Raw genomic sequence first — 13,171 nt, forward strand, 5'->3', positions numbered from 1 at the left:
TCGCCTGTTACATGCCATGCCGACACGCGTCACATTTCTGCTTAGCGGAATTATTTATCCAGTAAAAGCATTATTCATCTGGTAACAATCGTAGGCTTCTCACCGTCATAATTTCACTCGTTAACTATTACGAGGAAAACGTTATGACTAAAAAACTGATTGCCGTTTGCGCGTGTCCGATGGGGCTGGCTCACACCTTTATGGCGGCGCAGGCGCTGGAAGAGGCCGCGGTAGAAGCGGGATACGAAGTCAAAATCGAAACCCAGGGCGCTGATGGTATTCAAAACCGTCTCACGGCGCAGGACATTGCCGAAGCGACGTTAATTATCCATTCCGTAGCAATAACGCCGGAAGATAACGAGCGTTTTGAATCTCGCGACGTATACGAGATAACGCTTCAGGATGCCATTAAAAATGCCGCGGGCATTATCAAAGAAATTGAAGCGATGATTGCCGCCGATCAACGGTAATGCTCGATAGGGATACTGATATGGCCATTAAAAAACGCAGTGCGACTGTTGTGCCCGGCGCATCCGGTGCGGCAGCGACAATTAAAAAAACCGAGGCCTCCCGCAACAGTTTTTGGGGCGAGTTACCGCAGCACATCATGTCCGGTATTTCGCGTATGGTGCCGACGTTAATTATGGGCGGGGTGATCCTCGCTTTCTCGCAGTTGATTGCCTATAGCTGGCTGGAAATTCCCGCCGATACCGGCATCCTGGACGCGTTGAACAGCGGTAAATTCGCTGGTTTTAACCTCTCCTTATTGAAGTTTGCCTGGCTATCGCAATCTTTCGGCGGCGTGTTGTTTGGTTTCGCCATCCCCATGTTCGCCGCTTTTGTTGCGAACTCTATCGGCGGCAAACTGGCGTTTCCGGCCGGTTTTATCGGCGGTTTGATGTCCACTCAGCCAACGCAGGTGCTGAATTTTGATCCGGCCAGCCTGCATTGGGTGACTGCCGCGCCAGTCCCGTCAACCTTTATCGGTGCGCTGATTATTTCTATCGTCGCGGGATATCTGGTGAAGTGGATGAACCAAAAAATCCAGTTGCCTGACTTTCTGCTGGCCTTTAAGACCACCTTTTTGCTGCCGATTCTCTCCGCCATTTTTGTGATGCTGGCGATGTACTACGTGATTACGCCCTTTGGCGGCTGGATCAATGGCGGAATTCGCACGTTACTCACCGCAGCGGGTGAAAAGGGGGCATTAATGTACGCGATGGGAATCGCCGCCGCGACTGCCATCGACCTCGGCGGCCCTATTAACAAAGCCGCAGGATTTGTTGCCTTCAGTTTTACCACTGACCATGTGTTGCCGGTGACGGCGCGTTCCATCGCGATTGTCATCCCGCCGATTGGTCTGGGGCTGGCGACACTGCTCGACCGTCGTCTGACCGGTAAACGTCTGTTCAGCGCGCAGCTTTATCCGCAGGGTAAAACGGCGATGTTCCTGGCATTTATGGGGATCAGCGAAGGGGCGATTCCATTTGCGCTGGAAAGCCCGATCACCGCCATCCCATCTTACATGGTCGGCGCCATCGTGGGTTCGACGTTCGCCGTCTGGCTGGGCGCGGTGCAATGGTTCCCTGAGTCGGCAATCTGGGCGTGGCCGCTGGTAAGCCATCTCGGCGTCTATATCGCGGGCATTTTACTGGGCGCGGTCATTACGGCGCTGATGGTGGTCTTCTTGCGCCATATGATGTACCGCCGGGGTAAATTGCTGATTGAAAGCCTGTGAAATAAGGACCGATAACATGACGCGACTGACATCGCTTCGCCAATGGCTCACCGAGCGCCAATTAGATGCGGTACTGATCTCCTCACGCCCGAACAAGCAGCCGTATCTGGGCATTTCCAGCAGCTCAGGATTTGTCCTGATCAGCCGCCAACATGCGCATATTTTGGTTGATGCCCGTTATTACGCCGATGTGAAAGCGCGTGCAAACGGATATTGCATACATCTGCTCGGCGGGCAACAGACGCTGACGTCACTGGTGAATCAGATTATCGCTGCGGAAAATCTGCAAACGGTCGGCTTTGAAGGCGCGCAGGTCAGTTGGCAGACGGCGCGTCGCTGGCAGACGGAACTGCGGGCAACCATGATCAGCGTCTCCATTGACGTGCTGCGGCGTATTAAAACGGCGATGGAAATCGACCGTATTCGTGAAGCGTGTCGCATTGCTGATGCGGGGGCGGAACACATTCGCCGCTTTATCGCGCCAGGCCAGAGCGAGCGGGAAATCGCCGCTGAACTGGAGTGGTTTATGCGCCAGCGCGGCGCGGAGAAAGCCTCCTTCGATACGATTATTGCCAGCGGCTGGCGCGGCGCGCTGCCGCACGGTAAAGCCAGCGATAAAATCGTGGCGGCGGGGGAATGGATAACTCTCGATTTCGGCGCGCTGTATCAGGGATATTGTTCCGATATGACCCGAACTTTTCTGGTGCCCGGCGCGGGCGCGCCGCAGGAGCATCCGCTGTTTCCCGTCTATCACATTGTCCTTGAGGCGCAGCTTGCCGCCATTGCGGCTATTCGTCCTGGCGCGCGCTGTCTGACGGTGGATGCCGCCGCGCGCGACGTTATCGACCGGGCGGGATATGGCGAGTTTTTCGTCCATAACACCGGCCATTCTATCGGCATTGAGGTACATGAAGATCCACGCTTTTCGCCTGATGACCACACAGTACTCGCACCGGGAATGTTACTGACCGTGGAGCCGGGCATTTATCTGCCGGAGCAGGGCGGGGTACGCATCGAAGATGTTGTACTGGTCACGCCGGAAGGCGCGGAAGTGCTCTATGCCATGCCGAAAACCGTATTACTGACAGGAGCCGCATGATGGATTTATCGCTACTGAAAGCGCTGTGCGAGGCGGATGCGATCGCCGCGTCAGAACAGGAGGTTCGCCAGATCTTACTCGACGAAGCGGATCGCCTGCATAAAGAGGTGCGCTTCGATGGCTTGGGATCGGTACTGATCCGGCTTAATGCCTCGGATGGCCCGAAAGTCATGATCTGCGCGCACATGGATGAAGTGGGATTTATGGTGCGCAGTATCTCCGGCGAGGGGGCGATTGATGTGTTGCCGGTGGGCAATGTGCGGATGGCGGCGCGTCAGCTCCAGCCGGTCCGCATCACCACGCGGGAGGAATGCAAAATTCCCGGCCTGCTTGATGGCGAGCGCAGCGGTAATGAGGTGAGCGGACTGCGGGTCGATATTGGCGCGCGTTCTTATGACGAGGTGATACAGGCGGGGATTCGTCCCGGCGATCGTGTGACCTTTGATAGTGCGTTTCAGGTGTTGCCGCATCAGCGGGTGATGGGTAAAGCCTTTGATGATCGGCTCGGTTGCTATCTGTTGATAGCGTTGCTGCGTGAATGGCACGATGTGGAATTACCGACGGAAATCTGGCTGGCGGCCAGCTCCAGCGAAGAGGTGGGATTACGCGGAGGTCAAACGGCGGCCCGCGTCGTTGCGCCGGATTTAGCCATCGTACTGGATACCGCCTGTTGGGCGAAAAATTTTGATTATGGCGCGGCAAATCATCGGCAAATCGGTAAGGGACCGATGCTGGTGCTGAGCGATAAATCGCTGATTGCGCCGTCAAAACTAACTGCCTGGATTGAGAGCATCGCAGCGCAAGCGGGAATACCGCTACAGTTGGATATGTTCAGCAACGGCGGAACGGACGGCGGGGCGGTGCATCTTAGCGGAACGGGCATCCCGACGGTGGTGCTTGGTCCGGCAACCCGCCACGGACATTGCGCCGCCTCGATTGCCGACTGTCGCGACATTCTGCAAACGCAGCAGTTGCTGTCGGCGCTGATTACCGGTTTTACGCGCGATACTGTGGCTCACCTGATGGATTTCAGGTGCTGATTTCGCGCTAAAGGAGTAGTTATGTTAACGATTGAATTTCTCTGCCCGCTACCTAACGGTATTCATGCGCGTCCCGCGTGGGAGCTGAAAGAACAGTGCAGCCAGTGGCAAAGTGACATCACTTTTATTAATCATCGCCAGAATACGCGGGCGGATGCGAAAAGTTCGCTGGCGCTTATTGGCACCAGTACGCTGTTCAATGATAGCTGCGTTCTGAATATTAGCGGGCGTGACGAAGAACAGGCTAAGCGATCGCTGGAGGCCTGGCTTGCGCACCATTTTATCGACAGCGATAGCGTTCAGCCGGGGCCTGCTGAACTGGCGACGCATCCGCTGCCGCGATCTCTGCTTCGCCTGAACCCGGATTTGCTGTACGGCGATGTGCTGGCAAGCGGCGTGGGCGAGGGGATTCTGACGCCGTGGCAGAGCGATAATCTGGAGGGCTACCGTACTATTCCTGCGAGCGCTGAAGATCTTACCCGTCTTGAAAATAGCCTGGCGACGCTGGCGGAACAGCTTAATCAACAGCTTCGCGAGCGTGACGGCGAGAGTAAGACCATTTTAAGCGCTCATCTGTCGCTGATTCAGGATGATGAGTTTGTGGGTAACATTCGCCGCTTAATGGTTGAACGCCATCTGGCGCTGGGAGCGGCGATTATTGCTAATATGGAGCAGGTTTGTAGCCAGCTTTCGGCCTCGGCAAGCGATTATCTGCGCGAGCGGGTGAGCGATATTCGCGATATCACCGAGCGGTTGTTGCACATTACCTGGCCTGAAAAACAGCCGCGTAATGCGCTGGTGCTAACGCGTCCTACCATTCTGGTGGCGGAAGACTTAACGCCCAGCCAGTTTTTAAGCCTCGATTTACAGTATCTGTCCGGCATGATCCTGGAAAAGACCGGGCGGACGTCACATACTTTGATTCTGGCGCGCGCCTCCGCGATCCCGGTGCTTAGCGGGCTCTCTGCCGAGGCCATTGGTCGTTATGCGACCCGGCCTGCGGTGCTGGACGCGCAGTGCGGCGTACTGGCGATTAGTCCGGATACCTCGGTGCGCGGCTATTATGCCGTGGCGCAGAAGCTGGCAGATAAACGGCAACAGCGGCAGGCGTGCGATGCGGCGTTGCTTGCCTGTACACAGGACAACCAGCGTATCGATATTGCGGCGAATATTGGCACCGCGCTGGAGGCCCCAGGCGCGTTTTCCAACGGCGCGGAAGGCATTGGCCTGTTTCGTACCGAAATGCTGTTTATGGATCGCGACAGCGCACCGGATGAGCAGGAGCAGTTTGAAGCCTACCAACAGGTTTTGCTGGCGGCGGACGAAAAGCCTGTGATTTTCCGCACCATGGATATTGGCGGCGATAAAAATATCCGCTACCTCAATATTCCGCAGGAAGAGAACCCTTTTCTTGGCTACCGTGCGGTGCGCATCTACCCTGAGTTTGCCGGACTTTTTCGCACCCAGCTTCGCGCAATTTTGCGGGCCGCTGTTTTCGGTCATGCGCAGTTGATGATTCCGATGGTGCATAGTCTTGACCAGATTTTATGGGTAAAAAGTGAGCTGAAAAAGGCGATTGCGGAGCTGAAAGGGGAAAGGCTACGTCACGCGCAGGATATTCCGTTGGGGATTATGGTTGAGGTGCCATCGGTCTGTTACATCATCGATCATTTCTGCGATGAGGTGGATTTCTTTAGCATCGGTTCGAACGATATGACGCAATATCTGTACGCGGTCGATCGTAATAATCCGCGCGTCTCGCCGCTGTATAACCCCATTACGCCATCGTTTTTACGCATGCTGCGGCAGATTATCCATGTTGCCCATGAGCGAGGTAAATGGGTCGGCATTTGCGGCGAACTGGGCGGAGAAAGCCGCTATTTACCACTACTTTTGGGACTGGGGCTGGATGAGCTAAGTATGAGCAGTCCACGTATCCCGGCGGTGAAAAGTCAGCTACGTCATCTGGACAGCCTGGCGTGTCAGGCGCTGGCAAGTCAGGCTTGCGAGTGCCGCAGCGCCCAGGAGATAGAAGCGCTACTGAATCAGTTCGCGCCGGAAAAAGAGGTGCGTCCGCTGTTGGCGCTGGAAAATATCTTTGTCGGCGAGCCGCTCAGTAATAAGGAACAGGTTATCCAGTTTCTGTGCGGTAATCTTGGCGTTAACGGGCGTACCGAACATCCGTTTGAACTGGAAGAGGATGTCTGGCAGCGTGAAGAGATTGTAACCACCGCCGTCGGTTTTGGCGTGGCGATCCCCCATACCAAATCGCAATGGATTCGCCACTCGTCGATCAGTATTGCGCGTCTCGCACAGCCCGTAGACTGGCAGTCGGAGATGGGTGACGTAGAGTTGGTGATTATGCTGACGCTTGGGGCGGATGAAGGGATAAATCATGTGAAGGTTTTTTCACAGCTCGCCCGTAAGCTGGTGAATAAAAACTTCCGTCAGTCGCTGTTTGCCGCCAATGATGCCGACAGTATTCTGGCGTTGCTGGAGGCGGAGTTAACGTTTTAGCATGGGCATGGGGTAACCGCCTGATGGCGCTGCGCTTATCAGGCCTACGCCGCGGGTGATGGTAGGCCGGATAAGGCGTTTACGCTCGCCATCGGGCGAGCGGTTTGTTACTGAAACCGCGCGCTGTAATCCCCTGGCGTCAGGCCAAACTGACGTCGGAACAGACGGCAAAAATAATCGCTATCCTGATACCCGCAGCGCAGCGCGACTTCGTTAATCGGCAAGTGGTATTTCTGCAACATAATACGCGCTTTCGCCATTCGCACCCAGCGAACATACTCCACAAAACTCATTGTGCCATGTTGAGTAAATAGCCTGGACAGGTGGTTGGCGGTGATATTAAAGAACTGTGCAACGCTTTCTCTGTTTAACGGCTGGGCGTAGTTATCCTGTACCCAATTACAGATACTGTGATAGAGAAACTCAGTGCGTGGACGGCAGATATCGGGGCGCGTGTTCACCACGTTCCGGCACAAATGCAGGAGGCTGAGCACCAGCGGCTGAATAATATTTTGCTCCTGAGGCGAACGGCTTAAATGGGTAAGCGCGGTCAGCATCGCCTCGCCTTCGCCGCGTTGCAGGTGCGGCAATTCGATACGGCGCGTCGGACGTAAAAGCGATGCTGTACGATTTTCATAAAACGATAAACCCAGCCAGGAGGGCGCGAATACCAGACTAAGCAGCATTACCGGTTTGTCGCTAACCGCCAGGTTCGCAGCACGGGCAGGAATAAACAACATTTCGCCTTCCGTCAGCCAACGCTGCGTTTTTTCCAGTTGATTGCCATATTCTCCGCGCAGCACGATATCCAGTCGGGGCAGGTCGATACATAAGCTGCCGGAGGGCAAGGAGGGTGGTTGGCTGGCAAACCATACGCGTCCTAATCGGTGTGGGTTAAGTACCAGACCGCTAAACAGATCGGCAAAAAACTGTTGGTCTGCCGGTAAGTCTGTTTTTTTCATTGCCGTTCCTGTACATGAATACTTCAACTGTCTGAATTATTTCACTTTACGCTTGCTGAGCGAAAGAGCAAACACCAGCGCGTTGAGTCATAACGTCATGGCGATCATCGAGGCGAAAACAGGGATTTATTTTACTGTACGTACCCGGTTCGCTGCCTTATTTACGGTTTCACCGCGTCAGATTGCCGGAAATGCTCCCTATTTTCCGGTAAATGTACCTGAAAAACGCTGCAATACGGCATGATTGAATAACATTATTGTTAATAAGAGATGTGATTAAAGAGGAAAAACCATAAAATCAAAAGGGGATTATTGAAAATAAGGTTTATTAACGGGAAATTCTCGTCGGCTACATCGCATTAGGTAACTCCTGTGATATCAGTTTGTTAATAAAATGGTTTGTTGAGTGCTATAACTGACAAGCTAAAAAGATGAATTTTTATTGTTGTTCCTCTTTTGCGCCGCTAAAAAATATTTTCATTACCCTCTCGACAGGAAGAAAATTTTCAGGCTATTTTCTAAAGGAGCCACCATCGTGGCCGCGTCGCTCGGACGGTCCGGGCGCTAACGTTAATCTGAGGATATTATGGCTGACTTCCGCCCTGAACGTCGCTTTACGCGTATCGATCGCCTTCCGCCCTATGTTTTTAACATCACCGCTGAACTCAAAATGGCTGCGCGTCGGCGCGGCGAAGATATTATTGATTTCAGTATGGGCAATCCTGATGGCGCAACCCCTCCCCATATTGTCGAAAAACTTTGCACCGTCGCGCAGCGTCCGGATACGCACGGTTATTCAACGTCTCGCGGCATACCGCGTTTACGCCGCGCGATTTCTCACTGGTATCAGGAACGTTATGATGTCGATATCGATCCGGAAACTGAAGCGATTGTGACCATTGGTTCCAAAGAGGGACTGGCGCATTTAATGCTGGCGACGCTGGATCATGGCGATACGGTACTGGTGCCGAACCCCAGTTATCCGATTCATATTTATGGCGCCGTTATCGCCGGGGCGCAGGTGCGTTCGGTTCCGTTGGTAGAGGGAGTGGATTTCTTCAACGAGCTGGAGCGCGCTATCCGCGAAAGTTATCCGAAACCGAAAATGATGATTTTGGGTTTTCCGTCTAACCCTACGGCCCAGTGCGTCGAACTGGAATTTTTTGAAAAAGTAGTTGCTCTGGCCAAACGTTATGATGTGCTGGTAGTGCACGATCTGGCGTATGCCGATATCGTATACGACGGCTGGAAAGCGCCATCGATTATGCAGGTGCCCGGCGCGCGCGACGTGGCGGTCGAATTTTTCACTCTGTCGAAAAGCTATAATATGGCGGGCTGGCGTATTGGGTTTATGGTGGGCAATAAAACCCTGGTCAGCGCGCTGGCGCGCATAAAAAGTTATCACGATTATGGTACCTTTACCCCGCTTCAGGTAGCGGCTATCGCCGCTCTGGAAGGCGATCAGCAGTGCGTGCGCGATATCGCCGAGCAGTATAAACGTCGTCGCGATGTGCTGGTGAAGGGACTGCATGAAGCGGGCTGGATGGTTGAAATGCCGAAAGCCTCAATGTACGTCTGGGCGAAAATCCCGGAGCAATATGCGGCGATGGGGTCGCTTGAATTTGCCAAGAAGCTGCTGAATGAGGCGAAGGTTTGCGTTTCTCCAGGGATAGGCTTTGGTGATTATGGCGACACCCATGTACGCTTCGCATTAATAGAGAATCGCGATCGTATTCGCCAGGCCGTCAGAGGGATTAAAGCGATGTTCCGCGCCGATAGTGTGCTGTCGGTACATCCGAAGCCTGTTGAAGCGCGTACGGAGTAGAAACGCAAACAGGAGCCTCATGGCTCCTGTTTTTCTCTGCATTGTACTTTTAAATCATCAGGGCGAAAGTACCGGCCCAAACGATGACCATAAATGAAATGCCCATAAAGAAATATTTCACGTTTCATCTCTCCGCGTACCTGTCGTACGCCTAAATGAACTTACACTTACCTGATTATAGAGAGTTGACACCGGACAATACGAAATTGAGAATTATTCGTGTTTCGACTGCCTGCATCACCTCAGAATTCTGCGCGCCATCGCTCCAGACGGCGCTAATGTACGCCTAAAAATGAGGTGAGACAAGAGGCATTTTCTTATTTACTTTTAGTAACTTACAGGTGTCGTGAATCGGCGACAGTTTGATTTCTGACAGTGATAAATCGCTATTGAGCGAAGCTGCCGACACATTAAAAAACCTCCTGTAAACAGGAGGCTTATCGCTAAAAGCAGGAATGAATAATTTACGGCATGAATATTATGGCAATGCGAAATGACAAAATAAAAGGCCTTGCGGCCTTTTTCAGATATAGAGTGACGCTTCTCCTCGCGGGCGAGTCTTGAAACGGCGATGAATCCAGAGATATTGCTCCGGGGCGCGCATGATCTCTTTCTCAATAATTTTATTCATATAGGCAGCGGCCTGGTTTTCATCTGCCGGGTAACCTTCCATTTCAGGGGTAATATACAGACGATAACCCGAGTTATCGGTTTTTCTCACCATTGTAACGGTCAACATGGCGGCGCCAGACAACCTTGACAGTACATAGGTGCCGTTGGTGGTGGCGACGTTTTCAACTGCGAAGAATGGCGCAAAGGAGCTACCTTTAGGGCCGTAGTCCTGGTCGGGAGCAAACCAAACGGCTTCTCCTTTTTTCAGCGCGCCCACAATGCCGCGCAGGTTGTTTCTGCCGATCATCGCTTTATTTGAGCGCATACGACCGCGCGTCTGCACCCACTCCATGAGCGGATTGTTATGCGGACGATAGGTGGCCATCATCGGTTGACAGAGACCCATCACCCGACCTCCCAACTCCAGCGACATAAAATGCACGCCAACGACCATTACGCCGCGATTTTGCGCCTGCGCGCGGGTAAGGTTGTCCAGCCCGTCCACGTCAAACCATTTTCGAACCCGGCTGTCAGGCCAGAACCAGGCCATGCCCGTTTCAAGCAACGCCATGCCAAGCGAGTGGAAATTCTCGGCGATCAGTTTTTCCCTTTCTTCCCGGGAGAGTGTCGGAAAACAGAGTTCAATATTTTTCTGGGCGATCGACTCACGCCGCTTCAGGAAGGGGCGCGCCAGCTTACCGGTGCGGGTGCCCAGAAAACGCAAAACCGGGTAGGGAAGTTGCACCAGTAACCAGAGGACAGCGAGGCCAAACCACGTCAGCCAGTAGCGCGGACGCAAAAACGCGCGTGAAAATTTGCTTTGAGGAAACATAAAATACCTTCTGTAGATACGAAAACAATGTATCGCAGAAGAGTCATTATCCACAGCGGTACACTCTGAAATACACGTCATCTTTCAAGCTGCCACTGTGTTGGCTGCTGAGTCACTCGTCTCATCCATGAGACTCGCCTTTAAGGGCCGTCGCTGTGTGACGTTCAAATCTGTTCCGATAGATTTGTCGCCCACCTGAATCACTTACTTGAGTAAGCTCATCGGGATGGGTTCGCTTGCCGCAACTTGAATGATTTTGTGTATAGTTAGGCCATCATGTACGACAATGGTTCCCGTAAGGAGTGTAAAACTAAGTCAGTACTAAACCACGAGGGCATGAACGCCAGGCTGGTTAATGTACCATCAGATATTTGCTGTCGCCCAGCAATTCTTTATCAAGAAGCGTAAATATTTCTCCGGTAACAAAAAAAAGCGGATAACCATTTTTAATTATTTGTTTTTAAAGTACTAATTTTATTTCGGACGAAGGTTATTGAAAATAATTAGAAAAATAAAATGTGAGATAAATGTTATGGAAATGACTTGCTAATAAGGTTTATCTTAGGAGGAATGATAGGGACCGTAAGGCTATAGGGAAGCCTTGCCACAGACAGGAGGTATTATAGATGATCTATTTATGGACATTTCTTGCTATAAGTATACTTGCCGTGAGTTGCTATATTGGTCAGGTGATGGGGGCTTTTTCTGCGGTTTCTTCTTTTACTGGAATGGTTATCCTTGCCGCACTGATTTATTTACTCAATGTATGGCTGCAAGATGGCGATGAAATCGTTAGCGGACTATTGCTCTTTCTCGCACCGGCATGTGGGTTAATCATTCGCTTTATGGTGGGATACGGCAAGCGTTAGCATACATAGTGTCAGTGAATAGATAGCGCCGATAACGTCGGCGCCTCTTTCCCCGGGAAGGCTAATCGTTTATTGTGCGTCCGCAAGCTGCAGCGAGTCCTGATTATGTAACGCATTCTGGCGCTGCCGTTCCAGTTCCAGCGCACCGCGATGGGAAAGATAACAGAATAGAATGCAGCATACGATACCGCCCATCAGAAGGTAAAATCCGCCGTACCAGCCAAGCCTGTCCACCATCACGCCAAACAGGCTGGTGCCCAACGAGGCGCCGAAAATATAGCTCATGAACCCACGTAATCCGACGGCGGAACCTACGGCAAAGCTGGGGACTATCTCCATCGTCTGTACGGACGCGAGGAACTGCGGGACGTAAATCAGGCAACCTACAATGGCGGCGAAAATCGTTACCATCAGCAAAGATTCACTTTTCCAGTATCCGATCAGACAGACAAAAATCAGCGCCATGCAAATCATGGCTAATGGCATTCTGCGGCCTTTAAACAGTTTATCTGACAGCCAACCCGCCAGTAGCGTGGAGGGAATCGCCGCCCACTCGAAAAAGAGAAACGCGACGCTCATCTGTTCTTTCGAAAAATGTTTTACCGTTAACAGATAGATAGGCAGCCAGCTAATCATGCCAAACCGCACCATATAGACGAAGACATCCACTAGCGAAATATACCAGGCATTTTTATTGCGCAGCACATAAGTACAGAAGATTTGCCATGCGCTCATATTTTCCGGCGCTTTCGTCGTATTCTTCGTTTTCAGTACGACTTTTTCTTCCGGCATCATCTGTTCCAGTGAGGGAAGACCTTCTTCGCGCGGCGAACCTTTTCCCAATACCAGAACAATTAAGGCAAAAACGACGGCGACGCAGGCCGGAACGATATAACTGGCGCTTTGCCAGTGTTCGTTGCCCAATATCGCAAAAGCCGCACCGACGATAGGCGCGACGATCCCGCCGCCAACGTTATGCGAGATATTCCAGAAGGCGCCTACGCGTCCGCGCTCCCGACGAGGGAACCAGTTTGCAATGGTAATAAAAGAGGGGCCGACGCCCATGCCCTGAAAAAGGCCATTGAAGACCACCAGAGCGGCAAATATCCAGAATGCGCTACTGAACCCCAGTCCGACGTTAACAATCGCGCAGAGTACCAGACCGCACGCCATGAAGACTTTCGGGCTGGCTTTATCCGCCAGACTGCTCATCACGCCTTTACTGATTCCGTAAGCAATAAGCATACAGCTACTTAGCAGGCCAATTTGCGTAGCGCTAAGATCCAGTTGCTCTTTTAAATAAGGCGTCGATAATGTGAAATTGTTTCTGACTATATAGTAAGCAAGATATCCCAGAAATACGCTTAACAATGCCTGCATACGATATCGACCATACGTAGCCTGGACTTTTTCCGGTGGGACTTTATGCGCCGATTGTCCTGTTTTTAATATTGTTAACATGGAGTCACCTGTATTTTATAGTGAGATGAACATCAGGAGGTTTTGTCGGTAGAGTGAAAGGAATGACAATAAAATTCAAGTCGAGAAAATGTGTCAAAATTGACTCAATTGAGTGAATTTAAAGGTTATTTTTGACCCATCTTAAAGAGTGAGGTGATACTTTAATTATCGGCATAACCGCTTTATCGTTATCATGTGCGGATATTAACAAATTTG

Annotated in this window: 11 protein-coding genes; 7 read left to right on the forward strand and 4 right to left on the reverse strand. The window is 51.9% G+C overall.

Annotated features, from left to right (window positions below; genetic code table 11):
* Window positions 1–143: 143 nt before the first annotated feature.
* From ACE15A_RS06295 to ptsP, 5 genes are read left to right on the forward strand one after another with little or no spacing between them, the layout of a single operon-like run.
* Window positions 144–470: a PTS fructose transporter subunit IIB gene (locus ACE15A_RS06295; protein WP_023247447.1), complete on the forward strand. Its 327-nt coding sequence runs from the start codon at window positions 144–146 to the stop codon at window positions 468–470.
* 20 nt (window positions 471–490) lie between these two features.
* Complete coding sequence (locus ACE15A_RS06300; protein WP_053507791.1) at window positions 491–1,738, forward strand: PTS fructose transporter subunit IIC; 1,248 nt, start codon at window positions 491–493, stop codon at window positions 1,736–1,738.
* Window positions 1,739–1,754: 16 nt separating this feature from the next.
* Window positions 1,755–2,837, forward strand: a complete 1,083-nt coding sequence (gene ypdF, locus ACE15A_RS06305) for an aminopeptidase (RefSeq protein ID WP_053507790.1) — start codon at window positions 1,755–1,757, stop codon at window positions 2,835–2,837.
* The gene (ypdE, locus tag ACE15A_RS06310; RefSeq protein ID WP_023247450.1) at window positions 2,837–3,877 is read left to right on the forward strand and encodes an aminopeptidase; all 1,041 of its coding nucleotides are present in this window, start codon (window positions 2,837–2,839) and stop codon (window positions 3,875–3,877) included. The genes ypdF and ypdE overlap by 1 nt, the downstream gene beginning before the upstream one ends.
* 21 nt (window positions 3,878–3,898) lie before the next feature.
* A complete protein-coding gene (gene ptsP / locus ACE15A_RS06315; RefSeq protein ID WP_023247451.1) occupies window positions 3,899–6,394 on the forward strand; it encodes a phosphoenolpyruvate--protein phosphotransferase in 2,496 nt (831 codons plus the stop codon).
* A gap of 107 nt (window positions 6,395–6,501) precedes the next feature.
* Here ptsP and ACE15A_RS06320 read toward each other — a convergent pair whose 3' ends face one another.
* Window positions 6,502–7,356 carry an AraC family transcriptional regulator gene (locus tag ACE15A_RS06320; RefSeq protein ID WP_053507789.1) on the reverse strand — a complete coding sequence of 285 codons (855 nt, stop codon included), beginning with the start codon at window positions 7,354–7,356 and terminating at the stop codon, window positions 6,502–6,504.
* A gap of 586 nt (window positions 7,357–7,942) precedes the next feature.
* Here ACE15A_RS06320 and alaC point away from each other — a divergent pair.
* Complete coding sequence (alaC, locus tag ACE15A_RS06325; protein ID WP_023247454.1) at window positions 7,943–9,181, forward strand: alanine transaminase; 1,239 nt, start codon at window positions 7,943–7,945, stop codon at window positions 9,179–9,181.
* A gap of 49 nt (window positions 9,182–9,230) precedes the next feature.
* On the opposite strand, the gene ypdK is transcribed toward alaC, so the two are convergent.
* Window positions 9,231–9,302: a membrane protein YpdK gene (gene ypdK, locus ACE15A_RS06330; RefSeq protein WP_010723117.1), complete on the reverse strand. Its 72-nt coding sequence runs from the start codon at window positions 9,300–9,302 to the stop codon at window positions 9,231–9,233.
* 402 nt (window positions 9,303–9,704) lie between these two features.
* Window positions 9,705–10,625, reverse strand: a complete 921-nt coding sequence (lpxP, locus tag ACE15A_RS06335; RefSeq protein ID WP_053507788.1) for a kdo(2)-lipid IV(A) palmitoleoyltransferase — start codon at window positions 10,623–10,625, stop codon at window positions 9,705–9,707.
* A gap of 626 nt (window positions 10,626–11,251) precedes the next feature.
* Between lpxP and ACE15A_RS06340 the strand changes: the two genes are divergently transcribed.
* Window positions 11,252–11,494, forward strand: a complete 243-nt coding sequence (locus ACE15A_RS06340) for a YfdY family protein (protein WP_000639887.1) — start codon at window positions 11,252–11,254, stop codon at window positions 11,492–11,494.
* A 69-nt stretch (window positions 11,495–11,563) separates the two neighbouring features.
* Here the strand turns inward: ACE15A_RS06340 and pgtP are convergent, their stop codons facing one another.
* Window positions 11,564–12,955, reverse strand: coding sequence for a phosphoglycerate transporter PgtP (pgtP, locus tag ACE15A_RS06345; protein WP_023247457.1), 1,392 nt, complete (start codon window positions 12,953–12,955; stop codon window positions 11,564–11,566).
* Between the last annotated feature and the right edge of the window lie 216 nt (window positions 12,956–13,171).

It is taken from the genome of Salmonella sp. HY31 (assembly GCF_042604575.1).
Taxonomy (GTDB): Bacteria; Pseudomonadota; Gammaproteobacteria; order Enterobacterales; family Enterobacteriaceae; genus Salmonella; species Salmonella diarizonae.

Bases quoted from the DNA above. Each gene is read 5' to 3' on its own strand.
- ACE15A_RS06300 (WP_053507791.1), top strand. From the start codon at position 491: ATGGCCATTAAAAAACGCAGTGCGACTGTTGTGCCCGGCGCATCCGGT.
- lpxP (WP_053507788.1), bottom strand. From the start codon at position 10,625: ATGTTTCCTCAAAGCAAATTTTCACGCGCGTTTTTGCGTCCGCGCTAC.
- ACE15A_RS06295 (WP_023247447.1), top strand. From the start codon at position 144: ATGACTAAAAAACTGATTGCCGTTTGCGCGTGTCCGATGGGGCTGGCT.
- ACE15A_RS06320 (WP_053507789.1), bottom strand. From the start codon at position 7,356: ATGAAAAAAACAGACTTACCGGCAGACCAACAGTTTTTTGCCGATCTG.
- ypdE (WP_023247450.1), top strand. From the start codon at position 2,837: ATGGATTTATCGCTACTGAAAGCGCTGTGCGAGGCGGATGCGATCGCC.
- ypdF (WP_053507790.1), top strand. From the start codon at position 1,755: ATGACGCGACTGACATCGCTTCGCCAATGGCTCACCGAGCGCCAATTA.
- ptsP (WP_023247451.1), top strand. From the start codon at position 3,899: ATGTTAACGATTGAATTTCTCTGCCCGCTACCTAACGGTATTCATGCG.
- ACE15A_RS06340 (WP_000639887.1), top strand. From the start codon at position 11,252: ATGATCTATTTATGGACATTTCTTGCTATAAGTATACTTGCCGTGAGT.
- pgtP (WP_023247457.1), bottom strand. From the start codon at position 12,955: ATGTTAACAATATTAAAAACAGGACAATCGGCGCATAAAGTCCCACCG.
- alaC (WP_023247454.1), top strand. From the start codon at position 7,943: ATGGCTGACTTCCGCCCTGAACGTCGCTTTACGCGTATCGATCGCCTT.